Origin of the sequence: Rhodanobacter sp. Root179 (assembly GCF_001428465.1) — a bacterium.
Classification (GTDB): domain Bacteria; phylum Pseudomonadota; class Gammaproteobacteria; order Xanthomonadales; family Rhodanobacteraceae; genus Rhodanobacter.
The window spans coordinates 1-14,262 of record NZ_LMHR01000022.1 but is presented as its reverse complement, the minus strand read 5'-3'; the positions used below and the strand labels follow the sequence as shown (position 1 = coordinate 14,262).

16 protein-coding genes are annotated in these 14,262 nt (G+C 67.0%); 4 read left to right on the top strand and 12 right to left on the bottom strand.

The features are described from left to right. Nucleotides 1-154: 154 nt before the first annotated feature. From ASD82_RS00650 to ASD82_RS00640, 3 genes are all read right to left on the bottom strand, one after another. On the bottom strand, nucleotides 155-508 hold the full coding sequence (locus tag ASD82_RS00650; RefSeq protein WP_056713936.1) for a hypothetical protein: 354 nt from the start codon (nucleotides 506-508) through the stop codon (nucleotides 155-157). A gap of 8 nt (nucleotides 509-516) precedes the next feature. Further along, nucleotides 517-1,080, bottom strand: a complete 564-nt coding sequence (yeiP, locus tag ASD82_RS00645; protein ID WP_056713934.1) for an elongation factor P-like protein YeiP — start codon at nucleotides 1,078-1,080, stop codon at nucleotides 517-519. Between the two features lie 106 nt (nucleotides 1,081-1,186). After that, the gene (locus ASD82_RS00640; RefSeq protein ID WP_056713931.1) at nucleotides 1,187-1,954 is read right to left on the bottom strand and encodes an SDR family NAD(P)-dependent oxidoreductase; all 768 of its coding nucleotides are present in this window, start codon (nucleotides 1,952-1,954) and stop codon (nucleotides 1,187-1,189) included. A 199-nt stretch (nucleotides 1,955-2,153) separates the two neighbouring features. On the opposite strand from ASD82_RS00640, the gene ASD82_RS00635 reads away from it, so the two are divergent. Next, entirely contained in the window at nucleotides 2,154-2,615 is a 462-nt protein-coding gene (locus ASD82_RS00635; RefSeq protein WP_056713928.1) for an RcnB family protein, read from the top strand. Between the two features lie 83 nt (nucleotides 2,616-2,698). Here ASD82_RS00635 and ASD82_RS00630 read toward each other — a convergent pair whose 3' ends face one another. From ASD82_RS00630 to ASD82_RS00590, 9 genes are all read right to left on the bottom strand, one after another. Then, nucleotides 2,699-3,268, bottom strand: coding sequence for a GNAT family N-acetyltransferase (locus ASD82_RS00630; protein ID WP_056713927.1), 570 nt, complete (start codon nucleotides 3,266-3,268; stop codon nucleotides 2,699-2,701). A 13-nt stretch (nucleotides 3,269-3,281) separates the two neighbouring features. Further along, nucleotides 3,282-3,884, bottom strand: a complete 603-nt coding sequence (locus tag ASD82_RS00625; protein ID WP_082585197.1) for a YdeI/OmpD-associated family protein — start codon at nucleotides 3,882-3,884, stop codon at nucleotides 3,282-3,284. Nucleotides 3,885-3,892: 8 nt separating this feature from the next. Then, nucleotides 3,893-4,381, bottom strand: a complete 489-nt coding sequence (locus tag ASD82_RS00620; protein WP_056713924.1) for a GNAT family N-acetyltransferase — start codon at nucleotides 4,379-4,381, stop codon at nucleotides 3,893-3,895. Then, nucleotides 4,378-5,691 (bottom strand): amidohydrolase family protein, encoded by a 1,314-nt coding sequence (locus tag ASD82_RS00615; RefSeq protein WP_056713921.1) that lies wholly within the window; start codon nucleotides 5,689-5,691, stop codon nucleotides 4,378-4,380. The genes ASD82_RS00620 and ASD82_RS00615 overlap by 4 nt, the downstream gene beginning before the upstream one ends. Nucleotides 5,692-5,870: 179 nt before the next feature. After that, nucleotides 5,871-6,917, bottom strand: a complete 1,047-nt coding sequence (locus ASD82_RS00610) for a hypothetical protein (RefSeq protein WP_200946138.1) — start codon at nucleotides 6,915-6,917, stop codon at nucleotides 5,871-5,873. After that, nucleotides 6,917-7,720 (bottom strand): SDR family oxidoreductase, encoded by an 804-nt coding sequence (locus ASD82_RS00605; protein ID WP_056713915.1) that lies wholly within the window; start codon nucleotides 7,718-7,720, stop codon nucleotides 6,917-6,919. The genes ASD82_RS00610 and ASD82_RS00605 overlap by 1 nt, the downstream gene beginning before the upstream one ends. 36 nt (nucleotides 7,721-7,756) lie before the next feature. Continuing rightward, nucleotides 7,757-8,659 carry a hydroxymethylglutaryl-CoA lyase gene (locus ASD82_RS00600; protein ID WP_056713913.1) on the bottom strand — a complete coding sequence of 301 codons (903 nt, stop codon included), beginning with the start codon at nucleotides 8,657-8,659 and terminating at the stop codon, nucleotides 7,757-7,759. Nucleotides 8,660-8,835: 176 nt separating this feature from the next. Next, the gene (locus tag ASD82_RS00595) at nucleotides 8,836-10,824 is read right to left on the bottom strand and encodes an acetyl/propionyl/methylcrotonyl-CoA carboxylase subunit alpha (RefSeq protein ID WP_056713910.1); all 1,989 of its coding nucleotides are present in this window, start codon (nucleotides 10,822-10,824) and stop codon (nucleotides 8,836-8,838) included. 62 nt (nucleotides 10,825-10,886) lie between these two features. Further along, the gene (locus ASD82_RS00590) at nucleotides 10,887-11,681 is read right to left on the bottom strand and encodes an enoyl-CoA hydratase/isomerase family protein (RefSeq protein ID WP_056713907.1); all 795 of its coding nucleotides are present in this window, start codon (nucleotides 11,679-11,681) and stop codon (nucleotides 10,887-10,889) included. Nucleotides 11,682-11,800: 119 nt separating this feature from the next. On the opposite strand from ASD82_RS00590, the gene ASD82_RS00585 reads away from it, so the two are divergent. From ASD82_RS00585 to ASD82_RS00575, 3 genes are read left to right on the top strand one after another with little or no spacing between them, the layout of a single operon-like run. Beyond that, complete coding sequence (locus ASD82_RS00585; protein WP_007804835.1) at nucleotides 11,801-12,046, top strand: FeoA family protein; 246 nt, start codon at nucleotides 11,801-11,803, stop codon at nucleotides 12,044-12,046. Beyond that, on the top strand, nucleotides 12,043-13,881 hold the full coding sequence (locus ASD82_RS00580) for a ferrous iron transporter B (protein WP_056713905.1): 1,839 nt from the start codon (nucleotides 12,043-12,045) through the stop codon (nucleotides 13,879-13,881). The genes ASD82_RS00585 and ASD82_RS00580 overlap by 4 nt, the downstream gene beginning before the upstream one ends. Beyond that, a complete protein-coding gene (locus tag ASD82_RS00575; protein WP_056713902.1) occupies nucleotides 13,878-14,180 on the top strand; it encodes a DUF6587 family protein in 303 nt (100 codons plus the stop codon). Before ASD82_RS00580 ends, ASD82_RS00575 begins: the two co-directional genes overlap by 4 nt. Nucleotides 14,181-14,262: the final 82 nt, after the last annotated feature.

Sequence of the window (14,262 nt, the reverse complement as noted above, 5' to 3'; positions counted from 1 at the left end):
CCCGCCACGGCACGTCCGGCCGCTTGATGACGGTCAGACTTTCGATCGCATGGGCGCGTAGCGAATAACCGCTGGAGGGCATGGAGATCGGGTCGCGGTGACGTCGGAAGGTTGATTCTGCACTACGCGGGCGCAAGTCGTGGCGGGCAGCCGCTCAGCCGTCCGTGCCGGCGTCCGCTGGCATGCCGTCTTCGTCGAAGGCGCCCAGCCGCTCGCTGACGCGTGGATCGTTGCGGTAGCGCTTGCGCAGTGTCTTGAGGTCGTGCGGCAATGCGTTGCAGCGCAGCTCGTCCATCCGGCGGTTGACCTCGACATCGCGCGCGGAGCCATCTCCGCCGAACTCGCCTGCGAAATGCAGGCAGTTTTCGCTGCGTTCGATGAACTTCGTCACCGGCCGGGGCCAGTCCGCGTTGCCCGCACTGGCGGGCAACGCGGAAGCCGCCTGGATGACCAGCGCGGCGAACAGCAGGGCAAGCCTGCTGCCTGGCCCGCGCCGGTTCGTCTGCATCAGCAGACTCAGGCGCGCCCGGCGAACTCGCCGGTGAGCGTGTTCACCCATACCTTCTCGTCGTTGCTGATGTACTCGGGCACCTGCACCTCGATGCCGGTGTTGAGCTTCGCCGGCTTGTTGCGCTTGGTGGCGCTGGAGCCCTTCATTTCCGGGGCCGTGTCGACCACGGTCAGCACGATGCTGGTGGGCACCTGCAGGCCGACCGGCGCGTCGTCGATCACCTGCACGTAATAGCCTTCGGTGTCCTCGACGATGTAGCCGGCGTTGTCGCCGACCAGTTCGGGCGAGAGCAGGTACTGGGTGTAGTCCTCCGCGTCCATGAAGACGAACGCGTCGCCATCCATGTACGAGAAGTTCGCCGCGCGGCGAACCAGGTCCATCTCGCGCAACTCGTCATCGGCACGCAGGCTGAGATCGAACTTGCGTGCGCCGGGGATCGAATACAGGGTGAAGCGGAAGGTGACGTTGCCGCCACGCGCGCTGGGCGAGCTGCGCTCGATGTCACGCACCTGGTAGACGGTGCCGTCGTGCTCGACCACGTTGCCTTTCTTGACGTCGGAAGCTTTCATAAGTCAGGAGTGAGTTCAGAGGAGTGGGAAGTGAGAGAAGAGCAAAGGCGTGTAGTGAAGCGGCATGAGGCGAGCTCTCTCTCACTCCTCTTCACTCACTCCTCGCTTATTTGGGCTGCAACCGCACCGCGCCATCCAGCCGGATCGTCTCGCCATTGATATAGCGATTGCCCAGAATGAAGGCGACGGTGCTGGCGTATTCGTTCGGTTGGCCCAGGCGCGAGGGGAACGGGATCGAGGCGGACAGCGACTGCTGCACGGACTCGGGCATGCCGTCGACCATCGGGGTCCAGAAGATGCCCGGGGCGATCGTCGCCACGCGGATGCCGAAGCGGGCCAGTTCGCGCGCCATCGGCAGGGTCATGCCGACCACGCCGCCCTTCGACGCGGAGTAGGCGGCCTGGCCGATCTGGCCTTCGTAGGCGGCGACGGAAGCGGTATTGATGATCACGCCGCGTTCACCGTCCTCGCCCGCTTCGTTGTTCTGCATCAGCGCGGCGCCGGCCTTGGCCACGTTGAAGCTGCCAACCAGGTTCACCATCACCGTGCCGGAGAAGGTGGCGAGCGGCATCGCGCCTTCCTTGCCCAGCACGCGGCCCGCGCCCAGGATGCCGGCGCAGTTGATCACCACGTTGAGCCCGCCCATCGCGTGGTGCGCGGCGGCCACGTTGGTGGCCACGCCATCCTCGGAGGTGACGTCGGTGCGGAAGAAGCGGGCGGCGTCACCCAGTTCCTTCGCGGCGGCCTGGCCCTTGTCCTCGTTGACGTCGAACAGCGCGACCTGGCCGCCATGGGCCACGAAATGTTGCGCTACCGCATGGCCGAGGCCGGAAGCCCCGCCGGTGATGATTGCCTTGACCTGATCGAGCTGCATGGGGAATCCTTGCTACCAGTGCCGAAAAACCGCCATGGTAGCCGACCGGCGCCTGCGACTGCAGGCTGAACGCAAAACCTGTCGTGGCAGGGGATTCACGCGGCGTTGGGGTGATCCCGGCCATGTTGGCGTCGAGCCTCGGGTCGGGTCGATTGGTATCGGGCGTTCGGGGTTCATTCCATCATTGTGGGAGCAACACATGAAGAAGCTGCTGAGTCTGTCTGCCGTGTTGGGTGCGATGCTGATGCTGGCCAGTGGCTCCGTGCTGGCGCAGGATCACGGTCATGGCCGGGGTCATGGCAATGGCCATGGCCAGAACGACCAGGGTGATCGCGATCGCGGCAATGATCATGATCGGAGCCGTTACGATCATCGTGATGGCAGATCCGACCATGATCGCTATGTGCGGCGTGATGGTCCTCCCGGCCATGCCTATGGCCATTACAAGAACTGGCACGATCGTGGCCGCCACGAGGGTTGGTACCACCGCGGCGGTTACCTGCCGGTGGAGTACCGCACCCGCTACGTGGTAACCGACTGGCGTCGCGACCGTCTGCGCGAACCGCCACGCGGCTATCACTGGGTGCGCAGCGACAACGGTGATTTCCTGTTGGTGGCGATCGCCACCGGTGTGATCGTCGACCTGTTGCTCAACCAGTAAGCCGACCCGGCCGTGATGAATGAAGGCGTGCCCGCCACCGCGGGCACGCCTTTTTGTCGCGTTTAGCGCAGGGCTTCGGGGCATCAACCCCGGCTTTCCAGCAGCGATTGCAATGGCGCCGGCGGCAGCTGCGGAAACGGCGTGACGGCCGCGGGAGGATTCGCCGCAGGCTGCAGCTCCTTCTGCCACACGCCCACGTCCCACCATTGCCCCAGCTTGTAACCGCACTGGCGCCAAACACCTGCGGGCGTGAAACCCATCGTCTCATGCATCGCCACGCTGACCGTGCCGGGCAGGGTGATCACGCCGACGGCCTGGGTGATGCCCTGCAGGCGCATCACGTCCAGCAGCACGCCGTAGAGCTTGCGGGCGATGCCACGGCGGTGTGCGTCGGTGCGCACGTAGATCGAGGTCTCGGCGATCCAGTCGTAGGCGGCGCGTTCGCGGAAGCGGCCGGCATAGGCGTAGGCCAGCACTTCGCCGGCTTCTTCCCAGACCAACCATGGGTAGTGCGTGAGGCGTGCACGGAGGCGTTCGCGCATGGCGTCCACGCCGGGCAGTTCGGTTTCGAACGTGGCCACGCCGTCGCTGATCGACGGCGTGTAGATCGCGTGGATGGCGGCGGCGTCGTCGTCGCGGGCGGTGCGGATCATCGAACGGTGGTCCTCAGCATTTTTCGTATTTCCAGTTGCGCTTTTTGCCTTCGGCCAGCCACTCCAGCGTGGTGGCGATGCGTTTCTGGCGGGTGGCGTCGGTTTTCGCCTCGGTGATCCAGTCGACGTATTCGCGCTGCGCGCCGGGGCCGAAGCTTTCGTACGTCTTGCGGGCCGCTGCGTGCTTCTTCTGCGCGAGCAGCGCAGCCATGTCATCGGGCAGGTTTGGTGCGGGTTTCGCAGTGGCTTTCGGGCGCGCTTTTTTCACGCCGGCCTCGTTCAGTGCCATCGCCTTTTTCAAATACGTGGCGAGCTGTTTGTCTGGAGGCAGATCCTTCAGCGTCGCTAGCTTGCCGAACTGGCCCATGCCGTCTTCGTCGCTGCCGCCGGTCACTTCCTTCGACAACCAGAAGCCGAAGCTGCAGTGCTGCTTGAACGCGGCCATCATGCACATCGGTGCGGCCTTGTAGCTGAAAAAAGGCACGCCCCATTTGATGCCTTCCTCCACCTCGGGGCAGGCGCTGTGCACGCGTTCGCGCAGGTGCTCGAGAATCGGTCGGGCGAAGTCGGCGGAGTTTGCGATATAGGCGTCGATGCGGGGATCGTGTGTCGCCATGGCCAGTCTCACAGTTCGCGGATGAAGTAGCGGTCGCAGCCGTGGTGGCCGGTGCCGCCCATCGCACTGCACAGCGCGGTGAAGCCGCTGCGACGGTACAGGGTCTGCGCCGCGTCCATGCCGGTCAGCGTTTCCAGGTAGCAGCGGCGGAAGCCGTGCGCGCGGGCCGCGTCGAGGCAGCGCTGCATCATCGCCGTGCCGGCGCCGATGCCGCGCGCGGCGGGCAGGAAGTACATCTTGCGCAGTTCGCACATGTCGGCATCCGCGTTCTGCAAGGGCGCGACGCCACCACCGCCGATCACCGTGCCGTCGCGCTCGACCACGAAATAGCTGCTGCGCGGTTGCGCGTAGGACTGGTACATCGCGTCCACCTCGGCGTCGTGGATCGCGAAGCCGGGGCCGTCGGCGCCGAACTCGGGCATCACGGCGCGGATGATCGCGGCCATGGCCGCGTTGTCGCTGGATTCGATGGGGCGGATCAGGAACGTGTCGGTCATGGGGTCGCTGCGGGAGTCAGATAGGGGAGGCCGGCCTTCATCACGAAAACCGGGTGCTGCAAGGCGCGAATCTGCGTGCTCGGGTCGCCGTCGAAGGCGACGAGGTCGGCCGCCAGGCCGGGTGCGATGCGACCGAAGCGCTGCGACTGACGCAGGATCTTTGCCGCCACGTCGGTGGCCGCATGCAGTGCCTGGGCCGGAGTCATGCCGTCGGCCACCATCGCCGCCGGCTCGCGCCAGTTGTCGCCGTGGCGGAACACGCCGACGTCGCTGCCGTTGCCGATCGTCACGCCCAGTTTCAGCGCAGTGCGAAACGCGTGCTCCGCTTCGCGCATGCGCTCGGTCGGTTCACTCTTGCCGGGCACGTAATGCTGGAAATATTCGGCGGTGGACACGACCGCCGTAAGCGTGGGTTCGTAGGCGGTGCCGTGCTGCTTCATCAGCTTGAAGGTGGCCTCGCTGGCGCCGTAGCCGTGTTCCACGCTGTCCACGCCGGCTTCCACCGCCATGCGCACGCCTTCGTCGCTGGCTGCGTGCACGGCCACCGGACGGCCGATCTGGTGCGCGGTGTCGACCAGCGCCTTCAGCTCGGCGGGCGTGAAGGTGGGGGCGGTGGCGCCGTCCGGGCCGACGCGGTAGTCGCCGTAGATCTTGATCCAGTCGGCGCCACGCGCGGCCTGTTCGCGCACCGCGGCCATCGCCTGGTCGACGCCACTGACTTCCTGCGCGCCGCCGGGCAGGGCGATGTCCGGACGGAAGCCGCGCGGGCCGGGGCCGTAGCTGGCGGTGGCGACGATTGCGCGGGTCGCCACGAACAGGCGCGGGCCGGGGATCAGGCCTTCGTCGATCGCGCGCTTCACCGAAACATCGGCAAAACCGGCGCCTTCGGTGCCCAGGTCGCGCAGCGTGGTGAAGCCGGCCAGCAAGGTGTCGCGCGCGTGCTTTGCCGCCAGCAGCGTGCGGTAGTCCTGTGGCTCGGTCAGCACCTGATCGTTCCACAACGTCTCGTTGTACGGATGCAGGAACAGATGCGAATGCAGGTCGATCAGGCCTGGCGTGAGGGTGGCGCCGGGCAGCTCGACACGGCGGGCGTCGGTGGGCGCGTGGATCGAGCCGGCCGGGCCAACCGCCGCGATGACGCCGTCGTGCACCAACACGGCCCAGCCGGCATGCGCGGCATCAGCATCAGCCGTCCATACGCGGTCGGGCAGCAGCAACCAGTCGCCTTTCGCGGTGGGGCCGGCGCCGTGCGCGGCCAACGGCAGGAGCAGGCACAGCAGCGAAAGCAGGATCGCGAGGCCATGGCGCATGGCGGGTTCCGGATCGGAGGCAGGGTTCCGATTCTAGCCAGTCCTGACCCCGTAGCGATGCGGATTCAGCGCAAGGAAATGCCGGGTGGCGATCCGGTGGCACGCCAGGCAGGTGTCGTTCGGCTCGCTGCGCAGGTTCAGAGTGTGGGCGGGATGATCAGTTGGACTGAACCTGCTGATCAGGACGGCAGCGTCAGCCGCCCATGCACGGCATGTTTCACCTGGAAGCTGGGCCGCGTGCCGGGGAACAGCCAGAACGGGGCGAGCTCGGAGGAGGGGAACATGTTGGGGTAGCGCGGATCGCGTTGTGACGGACCGGCGATGGTCAGTTCGGCCACCATCGAGATGTACTGGTCGACCGAATTCTCCAGCGTGTTGCCGTTGATGATGACCTCGCTGCCGATCGCCTTCGCGTACTTCGCCACGCCCCACAGCGTGGAGTGCTGCGGCGCGTAGGCGTCCACGCTGATGCCGTTCTCGCTGATCACCCACAGTCCTTCGTCGGTGTTGACCACGATCGAATGGTTGCCTTCGGTGTGGCCTGGCGTGTGCACCAGCGCGATGCCGTCGCCCAGCATCACGCTGCCGTCGAAACGGACGATCCTGTTCGCGTCGATGCCGGCCACGCCGTGCGGGCAGTACCAGTCGCGCTGGTAGGGGCTGAGGTCCTGCGCGTTCGCCCATTCGCGCTGGTGCACCAGCAGCTTCGCGTTGGGCAGCAGAGCCGGTTCTTCATCGCTGCCCAGCCAGCGACGCACATCCTGCGTGTGCAGGTGGTCGTAGGTGATGTAGTCGACGTCGGCCGGTCGCAGGCCGATCTTCTGCAACACCTCGGGGACGCTGGCGTAGCGGGTGACCACGCGGTCGACGATGAACTTCGGGGTGCGGTCCTGCAGCCGGCGAAAGAACGGTGTCTCGCCGCCACGCTCGTGGTCGGATGGCGAAACCAGCAAGGTCTTCAAGCCCTCCGGCGTGTCGTACTGCACCACGAACAGGCGGTTGTGGATGTGCAGGTATTCGTTGAGGCGCTCGGCCGAATACGCATTGCGCAGGCCGTAACGCGCGGGATAGATCAGCTTGATCAGGTCGAACGATTCGAAGTAGCGCACCTTGGGGCCGGCCAGCATGTGGCGGCGGAAATCCTGCGCGGCGACGCGGGTGTCCTCGACGCGGGCCTGCTGGCCAGGCGCGTTGCGTGCGCCATCGAAATGCGTGATCGGTTGCATCATGGCTCCTGGCGATAGTTCGGCGACGTGAAGTTGCGCTTGCCGCGGGCGCGCGCCTTGTCGAGCTGGCTGAGGAAGAAACGCGGGAAGACGTTGCTGATCTTGCCCAGCACCTCATCGCGGAACGGCAGGTAGTATTCCAGCGGACGCTTGCGCAATACCGGACCCAGGATCGCCGCGGCCACTTCGTCTGGGCTCAGTGCGCGGGCACCGGAGAAGGTCAGCGCAGCATCGTCGTCGCCGCGCTGCTGTTCCAGCATCGCGGTCCTGACCGGACCGGGGCCGAACAGGGTGACGGCGATGCCGTGCGGGCGCAGGTCGCCTGCCGCCGCGATGCTGAAGCCGCGCACCGCGAACTTGCTGGCGGCGTACATCGTGGTGCCGGGCGTGGCGTAGAGCGAGGCGACCGAGCCGATGTTGATGATGTGGCCGCGCCGGCGCGGCTTCATCACGGCGGCGACGGCGTTCGTACCGTAGATCGTGCCACGCACGTTGACGTCGAGGGTGAGGTCGATGTCCTGCGTAGTCAATTCGCTGGTCTGCCCGCTGCGCAGCACGCCGGCGACGTTGATCAGGACATCCAACGCGCCACTGTCACGCTCCAGCCGGGCGACCAGGGTTGTCCAGTCGCTGGCCTTCGTCACGTCCAGCACTTCGCATTGCACCGCAGGCTGATCATGCCAGCGGGCGTGCAGCGCCTCGCCGTCGCGGTCGGCGGCGATGACGCGATGACCGAACGCGACGGCCTTCGCGGTAATCGCCGCGCCGATGCCGTTGGCGGCGCCGGTGATCAGGATCAGCATGGGGTTCCCCCGAAAGCGTGGGTCGCGTGATGCAGCTCAGGTCGTGGCGGTGCGCGCCCGCGTCACCCGGCTGGCGGTTTCCTTGTGCAGCTGCGCAGCCAGCCAGGCGCCGGTGGCTACCAGCAGGTCGAGGTCGATGCCGGTTTCCATGCCCATGCCGTGCAGCATGTAGACCACGTCTTCGCTGGCCACGTTGCCGGTCGCGCCCTTCGCGTATGGGCAGCCGCCGGTGCCGGAAACGGCGCTGTCGACCACGCGCACGCCTTCTTCCAGGCAGGCGAGAATGTTCGCCAGCGCCTGACCGTAGGTGTCGTGGAAGTGCACGGCCAGCGCCGCCATCGGCACCTCCTGCGCCACCGCATGCAGCATCGCGCGAGCCTTGGCCGGCGTGCCCACGCCGATGGTGTCGCCCAGCGAGATTTCATGGCAGCCCAGCTCATGCAGGCGCCGCGCCACGCGCACCACGTCGCTGACCGGCACCTCGCCCTGGTACGGACAGCCGAGCACGGTGGAGACATAGCCGCGCACCTGCACGCCGTCAGCCTTCGCCTGTTCCATCACCGGGATGAAACGTTCGATGGATTCATCGATCGAGGCGTTGATGTTCTTGCGGTTGAACGCTTCGGAGGCGGCGGTGAACACGGCGATCTCGGTGGCGCCGACTTCGCGGGCACGCGCGTAGCCCTGCAGGTTCGGCACCAGCACCGGGTAGCTCACGCCCGGCAGCTTGCGGATGCGGGTGAACACCTCGGCGGCGTCGGCCAGTTGCGGCACCCATTTCGGGCTGACGAAGCTGGTCGCCTCGATGGTCTGCAAACCGGTGGCGGAGAGCCGATCGATCAGTGCGATCTTCACCTCGGCCGGCAGCAGGGTTTTCTCGTTCTGCAGGCCGTCGCGGGCGCCGACTTCGACGATGCGGACGTGGTTGGAGGTGTTCATGAAAAAGCTCCGGAGGACATCATTTCCCTTCTCCCCTCGGCGACTATAAGGAGTCCCCTTGTGGGTGAGAAGGTGCCCCGAAGGGGCGGATGAGGGTGCGGAGCCAGTGCGGGCATTTCGCTCCGGCCGAACCCTCACCCCAACCCCTCTCCCAGGGGGAGAGGGGCTTAAAAAGCTCACTCGGCGAAGCGCACCAGCACGGCATCCGCCTCGACAAACTCGCCTTGCATGGCGTTGATGCTCTCGATGGTGCCGGCGCGCGGTGCCTTCAAGGCCAGTTCCATCTTCATCGCCTCCATCACCAGCAATTCCTGGCCCTGTTCGACGACGTCGCCAACCTTGGCTTTCACCAGCACGATGCGGCCGGGCATTGGCGCAATGACCTGGTTGCCGCCGGCGGCGTCGGTTGCTTCCCATGCGAACGCGGCGGCGCGGCTGAAGCTGTAGCGCTGGCCGTCGGCGTCGTGGAGCAGTACGTGGGCGGCATCGGCATGCAGCGGCACGCGCTGTGATTCGCCGTTGAAGCGGGCGCTGAGATTATTGTCCAGCAGGCGTGCGCCGTGCACTTCGCAGCTGGTTTCGCCGTGGCGCAGCTGGTAATTGCCGGCGTGACCGTGCGCTTCGATGTCGTAGCGCTGTTCGCGCGCAGTCAGCGCCACGATGCGCTTGCCGGCGTGGCCGATGCGCCAGGCATCGGCGCGGGCCCAGGGCGAATGCGGGTCGACCGCGTTGCCGTTGATGCTGGCTTCGTCGTGGAGCAGGGCGGCGGTGGCGGCGGCGAACAGCACTGTGTCGCCCGGCACCACGTCGCCGACCAGGAACTCCTCCAGGTGGCGATCGAGATAACCGGTATCGATGCGGCCTTCGACCACGGCGGGATGGCGCACCAGCCGTTCGAGGAAACCGATGTTGGATTTCGGGCCGATGATCTCGCTGGCGGCCAGTGCCTCGCGCATGCGCTGCAGGGCCTTCGGTCGATCGACGTCCCACACGATCAGCTTGGCGATCATCGGGTCGTAGAAGATCGTCACCGTGTCGCCTTCGATCACGCCGCCGTCGAGGCGCACGTGCTGCGAAGGACTCGGCAGGCGCAGCGTCTGCAGCTTGCCGGAGCCGGGCAGAAAATTCTGGTCCGGATCTTCCGCGTACAGGCGTACCTCGATTGCGTGGCCGTGCGAAACCACGTGCTCCTGGGCCAGCGGCAGCGGTTCGCCATCGGCGATGCGCAGTTGCCACTCCACCAGATCCACGCCGTGGGTCAGCTCGGTGACGGGGTGCTCGACCTGCAGGCGCGTGTTCATTTCCATGAAATGGAAATCGCCGGCGGGGCCGACGATGAACTCGACCGTGCCGGCGCCCACGTAGTTCACCGCGCGCGCGGCGGCCACGGCGGCGGCGCCCATGTCGGCGCGCTTTTCCGGGGTGAGGAAGGGCGAGGGCGTTTCCTCCAGCACCTTCTGGTAGCGGCGCTGTGCGGAGCACTCTCGCTCGCCCAGGTGGATGATGTTGCCGTGGCGGTCGCCGAAGATCTGGAACTCGATGTGGCGCGGATGCTCCACGTAGCGCTCCAGCAGCATCGAGGCATCGCCGAAGGCGGCCTGCGCCACGCGCTGGGCGGTGGCCAGCGCCTCGGGGAATTCGGCGTCCGAGCGCACGATCTGCATGCCCTTGCCACCGCCGCCGGCCGAGGGCTTGATGATCAGCGGGTAACCGACCTGGTGCGCCTGTTCGGCGAGGAAGGCATTGTCCTGCTGGTCGCCGCTGTAGCCGGGTACCAGCGGCACGGCATGTTTGGCCATCAGCTGCTTGGCGGCGGCTTTCGAGCCCATCGCGTCGATGCTTTCGGGGTCGGGACCGATGAACACGATGCCGGCGTCCTTGCAGGCGCGCGAGAAGGCGGTGTTCTCCGACAGGAAGCCGTAGCCGGGGTGGATCGCCTGCGCGCCGCTCTTTTTCGCGGCGTCGAGGATCGCGTCGATGCGCAGGTAGGAGTCGGCCGGCAGCGGACCGCCGATCGCCCAGGCCTCGTCGGCCAGCCGCACGTGCTGCGCGTCCTTGTCCGCCTCCGAATACACCGCGATGGTGTGGATGCCCAGCCGCCGGCAGGTGCGGATCACGCGGCAGGCGATCTCGCCGCGGTTGGCTATCAGTACACGTGCGAACATGCGAGTCCCTGGAAACGTTCGTGTCGATGCAAAGCGTCTAAAGCTACCAGATCGTGGTGTACCTACGACTGCGCCACCCATGCCGGCGCGCGCTTGTCGAGGAAGGCGCCGAGTCCGTGCTGGCCTTCGGGCGAGACGCGCAGGCGGGCGATCAGCGCGGCGTTTTCGGTGTCGATGCGTTCGGCTTCGGCCGGATCGGCGCCGCCGATGCGCAGGGCCAACTGCTTGGCCTCGCGCTGGGCCAGCGGACCGGCCTTGGCCAGGAAATGCAGCTGGCGTTCGATCGCCTCGTCCAGTTCGTTGCCGTTCGACACCGCATGCAGCAGGCCGATCCGATGCGCCTCGGCGGCGTCGAAAACCTCGCCGCTGACGAACAGCCGGCGCGCCTCGCGCAGGCCGATCGCGGCGGTCACGTAGGGTGAGATCACCGCCGGCACCAGGCCCAGCTTCACTTCGGACAGCGCGAACTTGGCGGTGTCCACGCCGATTGCGATGTCGCAGCAGGCGACCAGGCCCACGCCGCCGCCATACGCGGCGCCGTTGACCCGCGCGATGGTCGGCTTGGACAGGAACTGCAGGTTGCGCATCAGCCGCGCCAGGCGCAGCGAATCCTCGCGGTTTTCCTGCTCGCTGGCGCCGGCCATGCCGCGCATCCAGTTCAGGTCGGCGCCGGCGGAGAAGCAGCTGCCGTTGCCGGTCAGCACCACCGCGCGCACGGCCGGATCGGCATCGGCCTGGGCCAGCGCCTCGGTCAGCGCGGCGATCAGCGCATCGTCGAACGCGTTGTGGATCTGCGGGCGGTTCAGCGTGAGCCAGGCAACGGCGCCGCGGCGTTCGCTGAGGATGGAGTCGGTCATCGGTCGTCCCTGCGGCAAATAACGCCATGATAAACGTTGTCGCAGGGGTGTCCTGCGATTGTGCAGGCCGGCGGGCAAAGGTCTACAATGCGAATTGTTCTTATTTGAGATTACGGCCCGTGCGTCTGTCCGAATTGCCCAAGGGTGCCCCCGCCGTGGTCGACCGCGTGCACGATGCGCATGCGGCCGATCCGATCGCGCAGCGCTTGCGCGACCTGGGCTTTGTCGACGGCGAGCCGGTGCGGGTGGTGGCGGTGGGGCCGATGGGCGGCGATCCGGTGCTGATCCAGATTGGCTTCACCCGCTTCGCGCTGCGGAAGGCCGAAGCCAGCCGGGTCAGCGTGCGCAGCGAGGCGGCGGCATGAGCGCGTCGACCCTGCGTATCGCCCTGGTCGGCAACCCCAACTGCGGCAAGACGGCCCTGTTCAACCTGCTCACCGGTGGCCGGCAGAAGGTGGCGAACTATGCCGGCGTCACCGTGGAGCGCAAGGAAGGCCGCTTCGCCGCGCCGTCCGGCCGGGTGCTGCAGATCCTGGATCTACCGGGCACCTACAGCCTGGATGCGAACAGCCCGGACGAAATGATCACCCGCGATGTCTGCGCCGGCAATTATCCGGGCGAGGCGGTGCCGGACCTGATCGTCTGCGTGGCCGACGCCACCAACCTGCGCCTGCACCTGCGCTTCGTGCTGGAGGTGAAGCGCCTCGGCCGGCCGGTAGTGCTGGCGCTGAACATGATGGACACCGCCCGCCAGCGCGGCATCGTGATCGACGTGCCCGAATTGCAGCGTCGGCTGGGTTTGCCGGTGGTCGAAACGGTCGCAGTGAAGCGCGGCGGCGCGCAGGCGCTGATCGAGCGTGTCGATGGCGAGGTTCCCGCGGCCGCGCCGGTGCAGCCCGATGACGCGGCCAGCCGCGCCGACCTGCACGCGCAGGTGCGTGAACTGCTGGCGGCCACGGTGACCATGCCGCGCGCCACCGCCGCGATCGACGACACGCTGGACCGCTGGGCGCTGCATCCGGTGTTCGGTCTGGCGATCCTCGCGGTGGTGATGTTCCTGGTGTTCCAGGCGGTGTACTCGATCGGCAAGCCGATGACCGACGCGATCGCCGACGGCTTCGACTGGATGGGCGGACACGCCGCCACCCTGATGCCGGCCGGGCCGCTGCAAAGCCTGGTCACCGATGGTCTGTTCGGCGGCCTGGGCACGGTGCTGGGCTTTCTGCCGGAAATCCTGGTGCTGTTCCTCTTCATCATCGTGCTGGAGGAATCAGGCTACCTGCCGCGCGCCGCGTTCCTGCTGGATCGGCTGATGCTGTCGGTGGGGCTGACCGGGCGCTCGTTCATCCCGCTGCTGTCCAGCTTCGCCTGCGCGATCCCCGGCATCATGGGCACGCGCAGCATCACCGATCCGCGTGACCGGCTCACCACCATCCTGATCGCGCCGCTGATGACGTGTTCGGCGCGGCTGCCGGTGTATGCGCTGCTGATCGGCGCATTCATTCCGATCCGCTACGTGTTCGGCGTGTTCAACCTGCAGGGCGTGGTGCTGTTCGCGCTGTACCTGGCCGGCATCCTGGGCGCGATGCTGGTGGGCTGGGTGATGAAACACATCCGCCGCGACAAGAGCGAGCACGCGCTGATGATGGAGCTGCCGTCGTACCGCGTACCGAAGCTGCGCGACGTGGCGATCGGCCTGTACGAGCGCGGCATGATCTTCCTGAAGCGGCTGACCGGCGTGATCCTGGGCCTGACCGTGCTGATGTGGTTCCTGTCGACCTTCCCCGGCGCGCCGGAAGGCGCCACCCGGCCGGCGATCGAATACAGCTTCGCCGGTTACATCGGGCGCGGCCTGCAGTACATCTTCGCGCCGATCGGCTTCAACTGGCAGATCAGCCTGGCGCTGATCCCGGCTTTCGCCGCCCGCGAAACCGCGGTGGCGGCGCTGGCCACGGTCTACCTGGTGGGCGGCGAAGCGGCCGGCGGGCTGGGGCATGCGCTGGCCGGGCAGATCTCGCTGGCCAGCGCGCTGTCGCTGCTGGTGTGGTTCGCGTACGCGCCGCAATGCATGTCCACGCTGGCGATCATCAAGCGCGAGACCGATTCCTGGCGCAACGTGGCGATCTCGTTCGGCTACATGTTCGTGATGGCTTACGCCGCGTCGTTCATCGTCTACCAGGTGGCGAGGGTGCTCGCATGAGCACGAGTTTGCTGCTGCAGTACGTGGTGATCGGCCTGGCCGTGCTGGCCAGTGTGTGGATCGTGCTGCGCAAGCTGGCCCGGAAGACCACCAACCGCTGGATGGCCGCCGCGTCCATCCACTTCAGCCAGCCCGGCCGCAGTGCCCTGGCACGGGCGTTCGGCCGCCGCCTGCAGCCAACCGAAGCCACCGGCGATTGCAGCGATGGCTGCAGCACCTGCGGCGCCTGCGGGCCGAAACCGCCGGCCGCGGCGCGTCCCGGCGAGCCGATGCCGCTGGAGTTTCGTCCGCGGCAGTGACGCGTTTGGCGTCTTGCTCCCTCCCCTGCGAGCAGGGGAGGGTTGGGGTGGGGTCGCTCTTCGCCGAAGTCAAAAGCGAAAC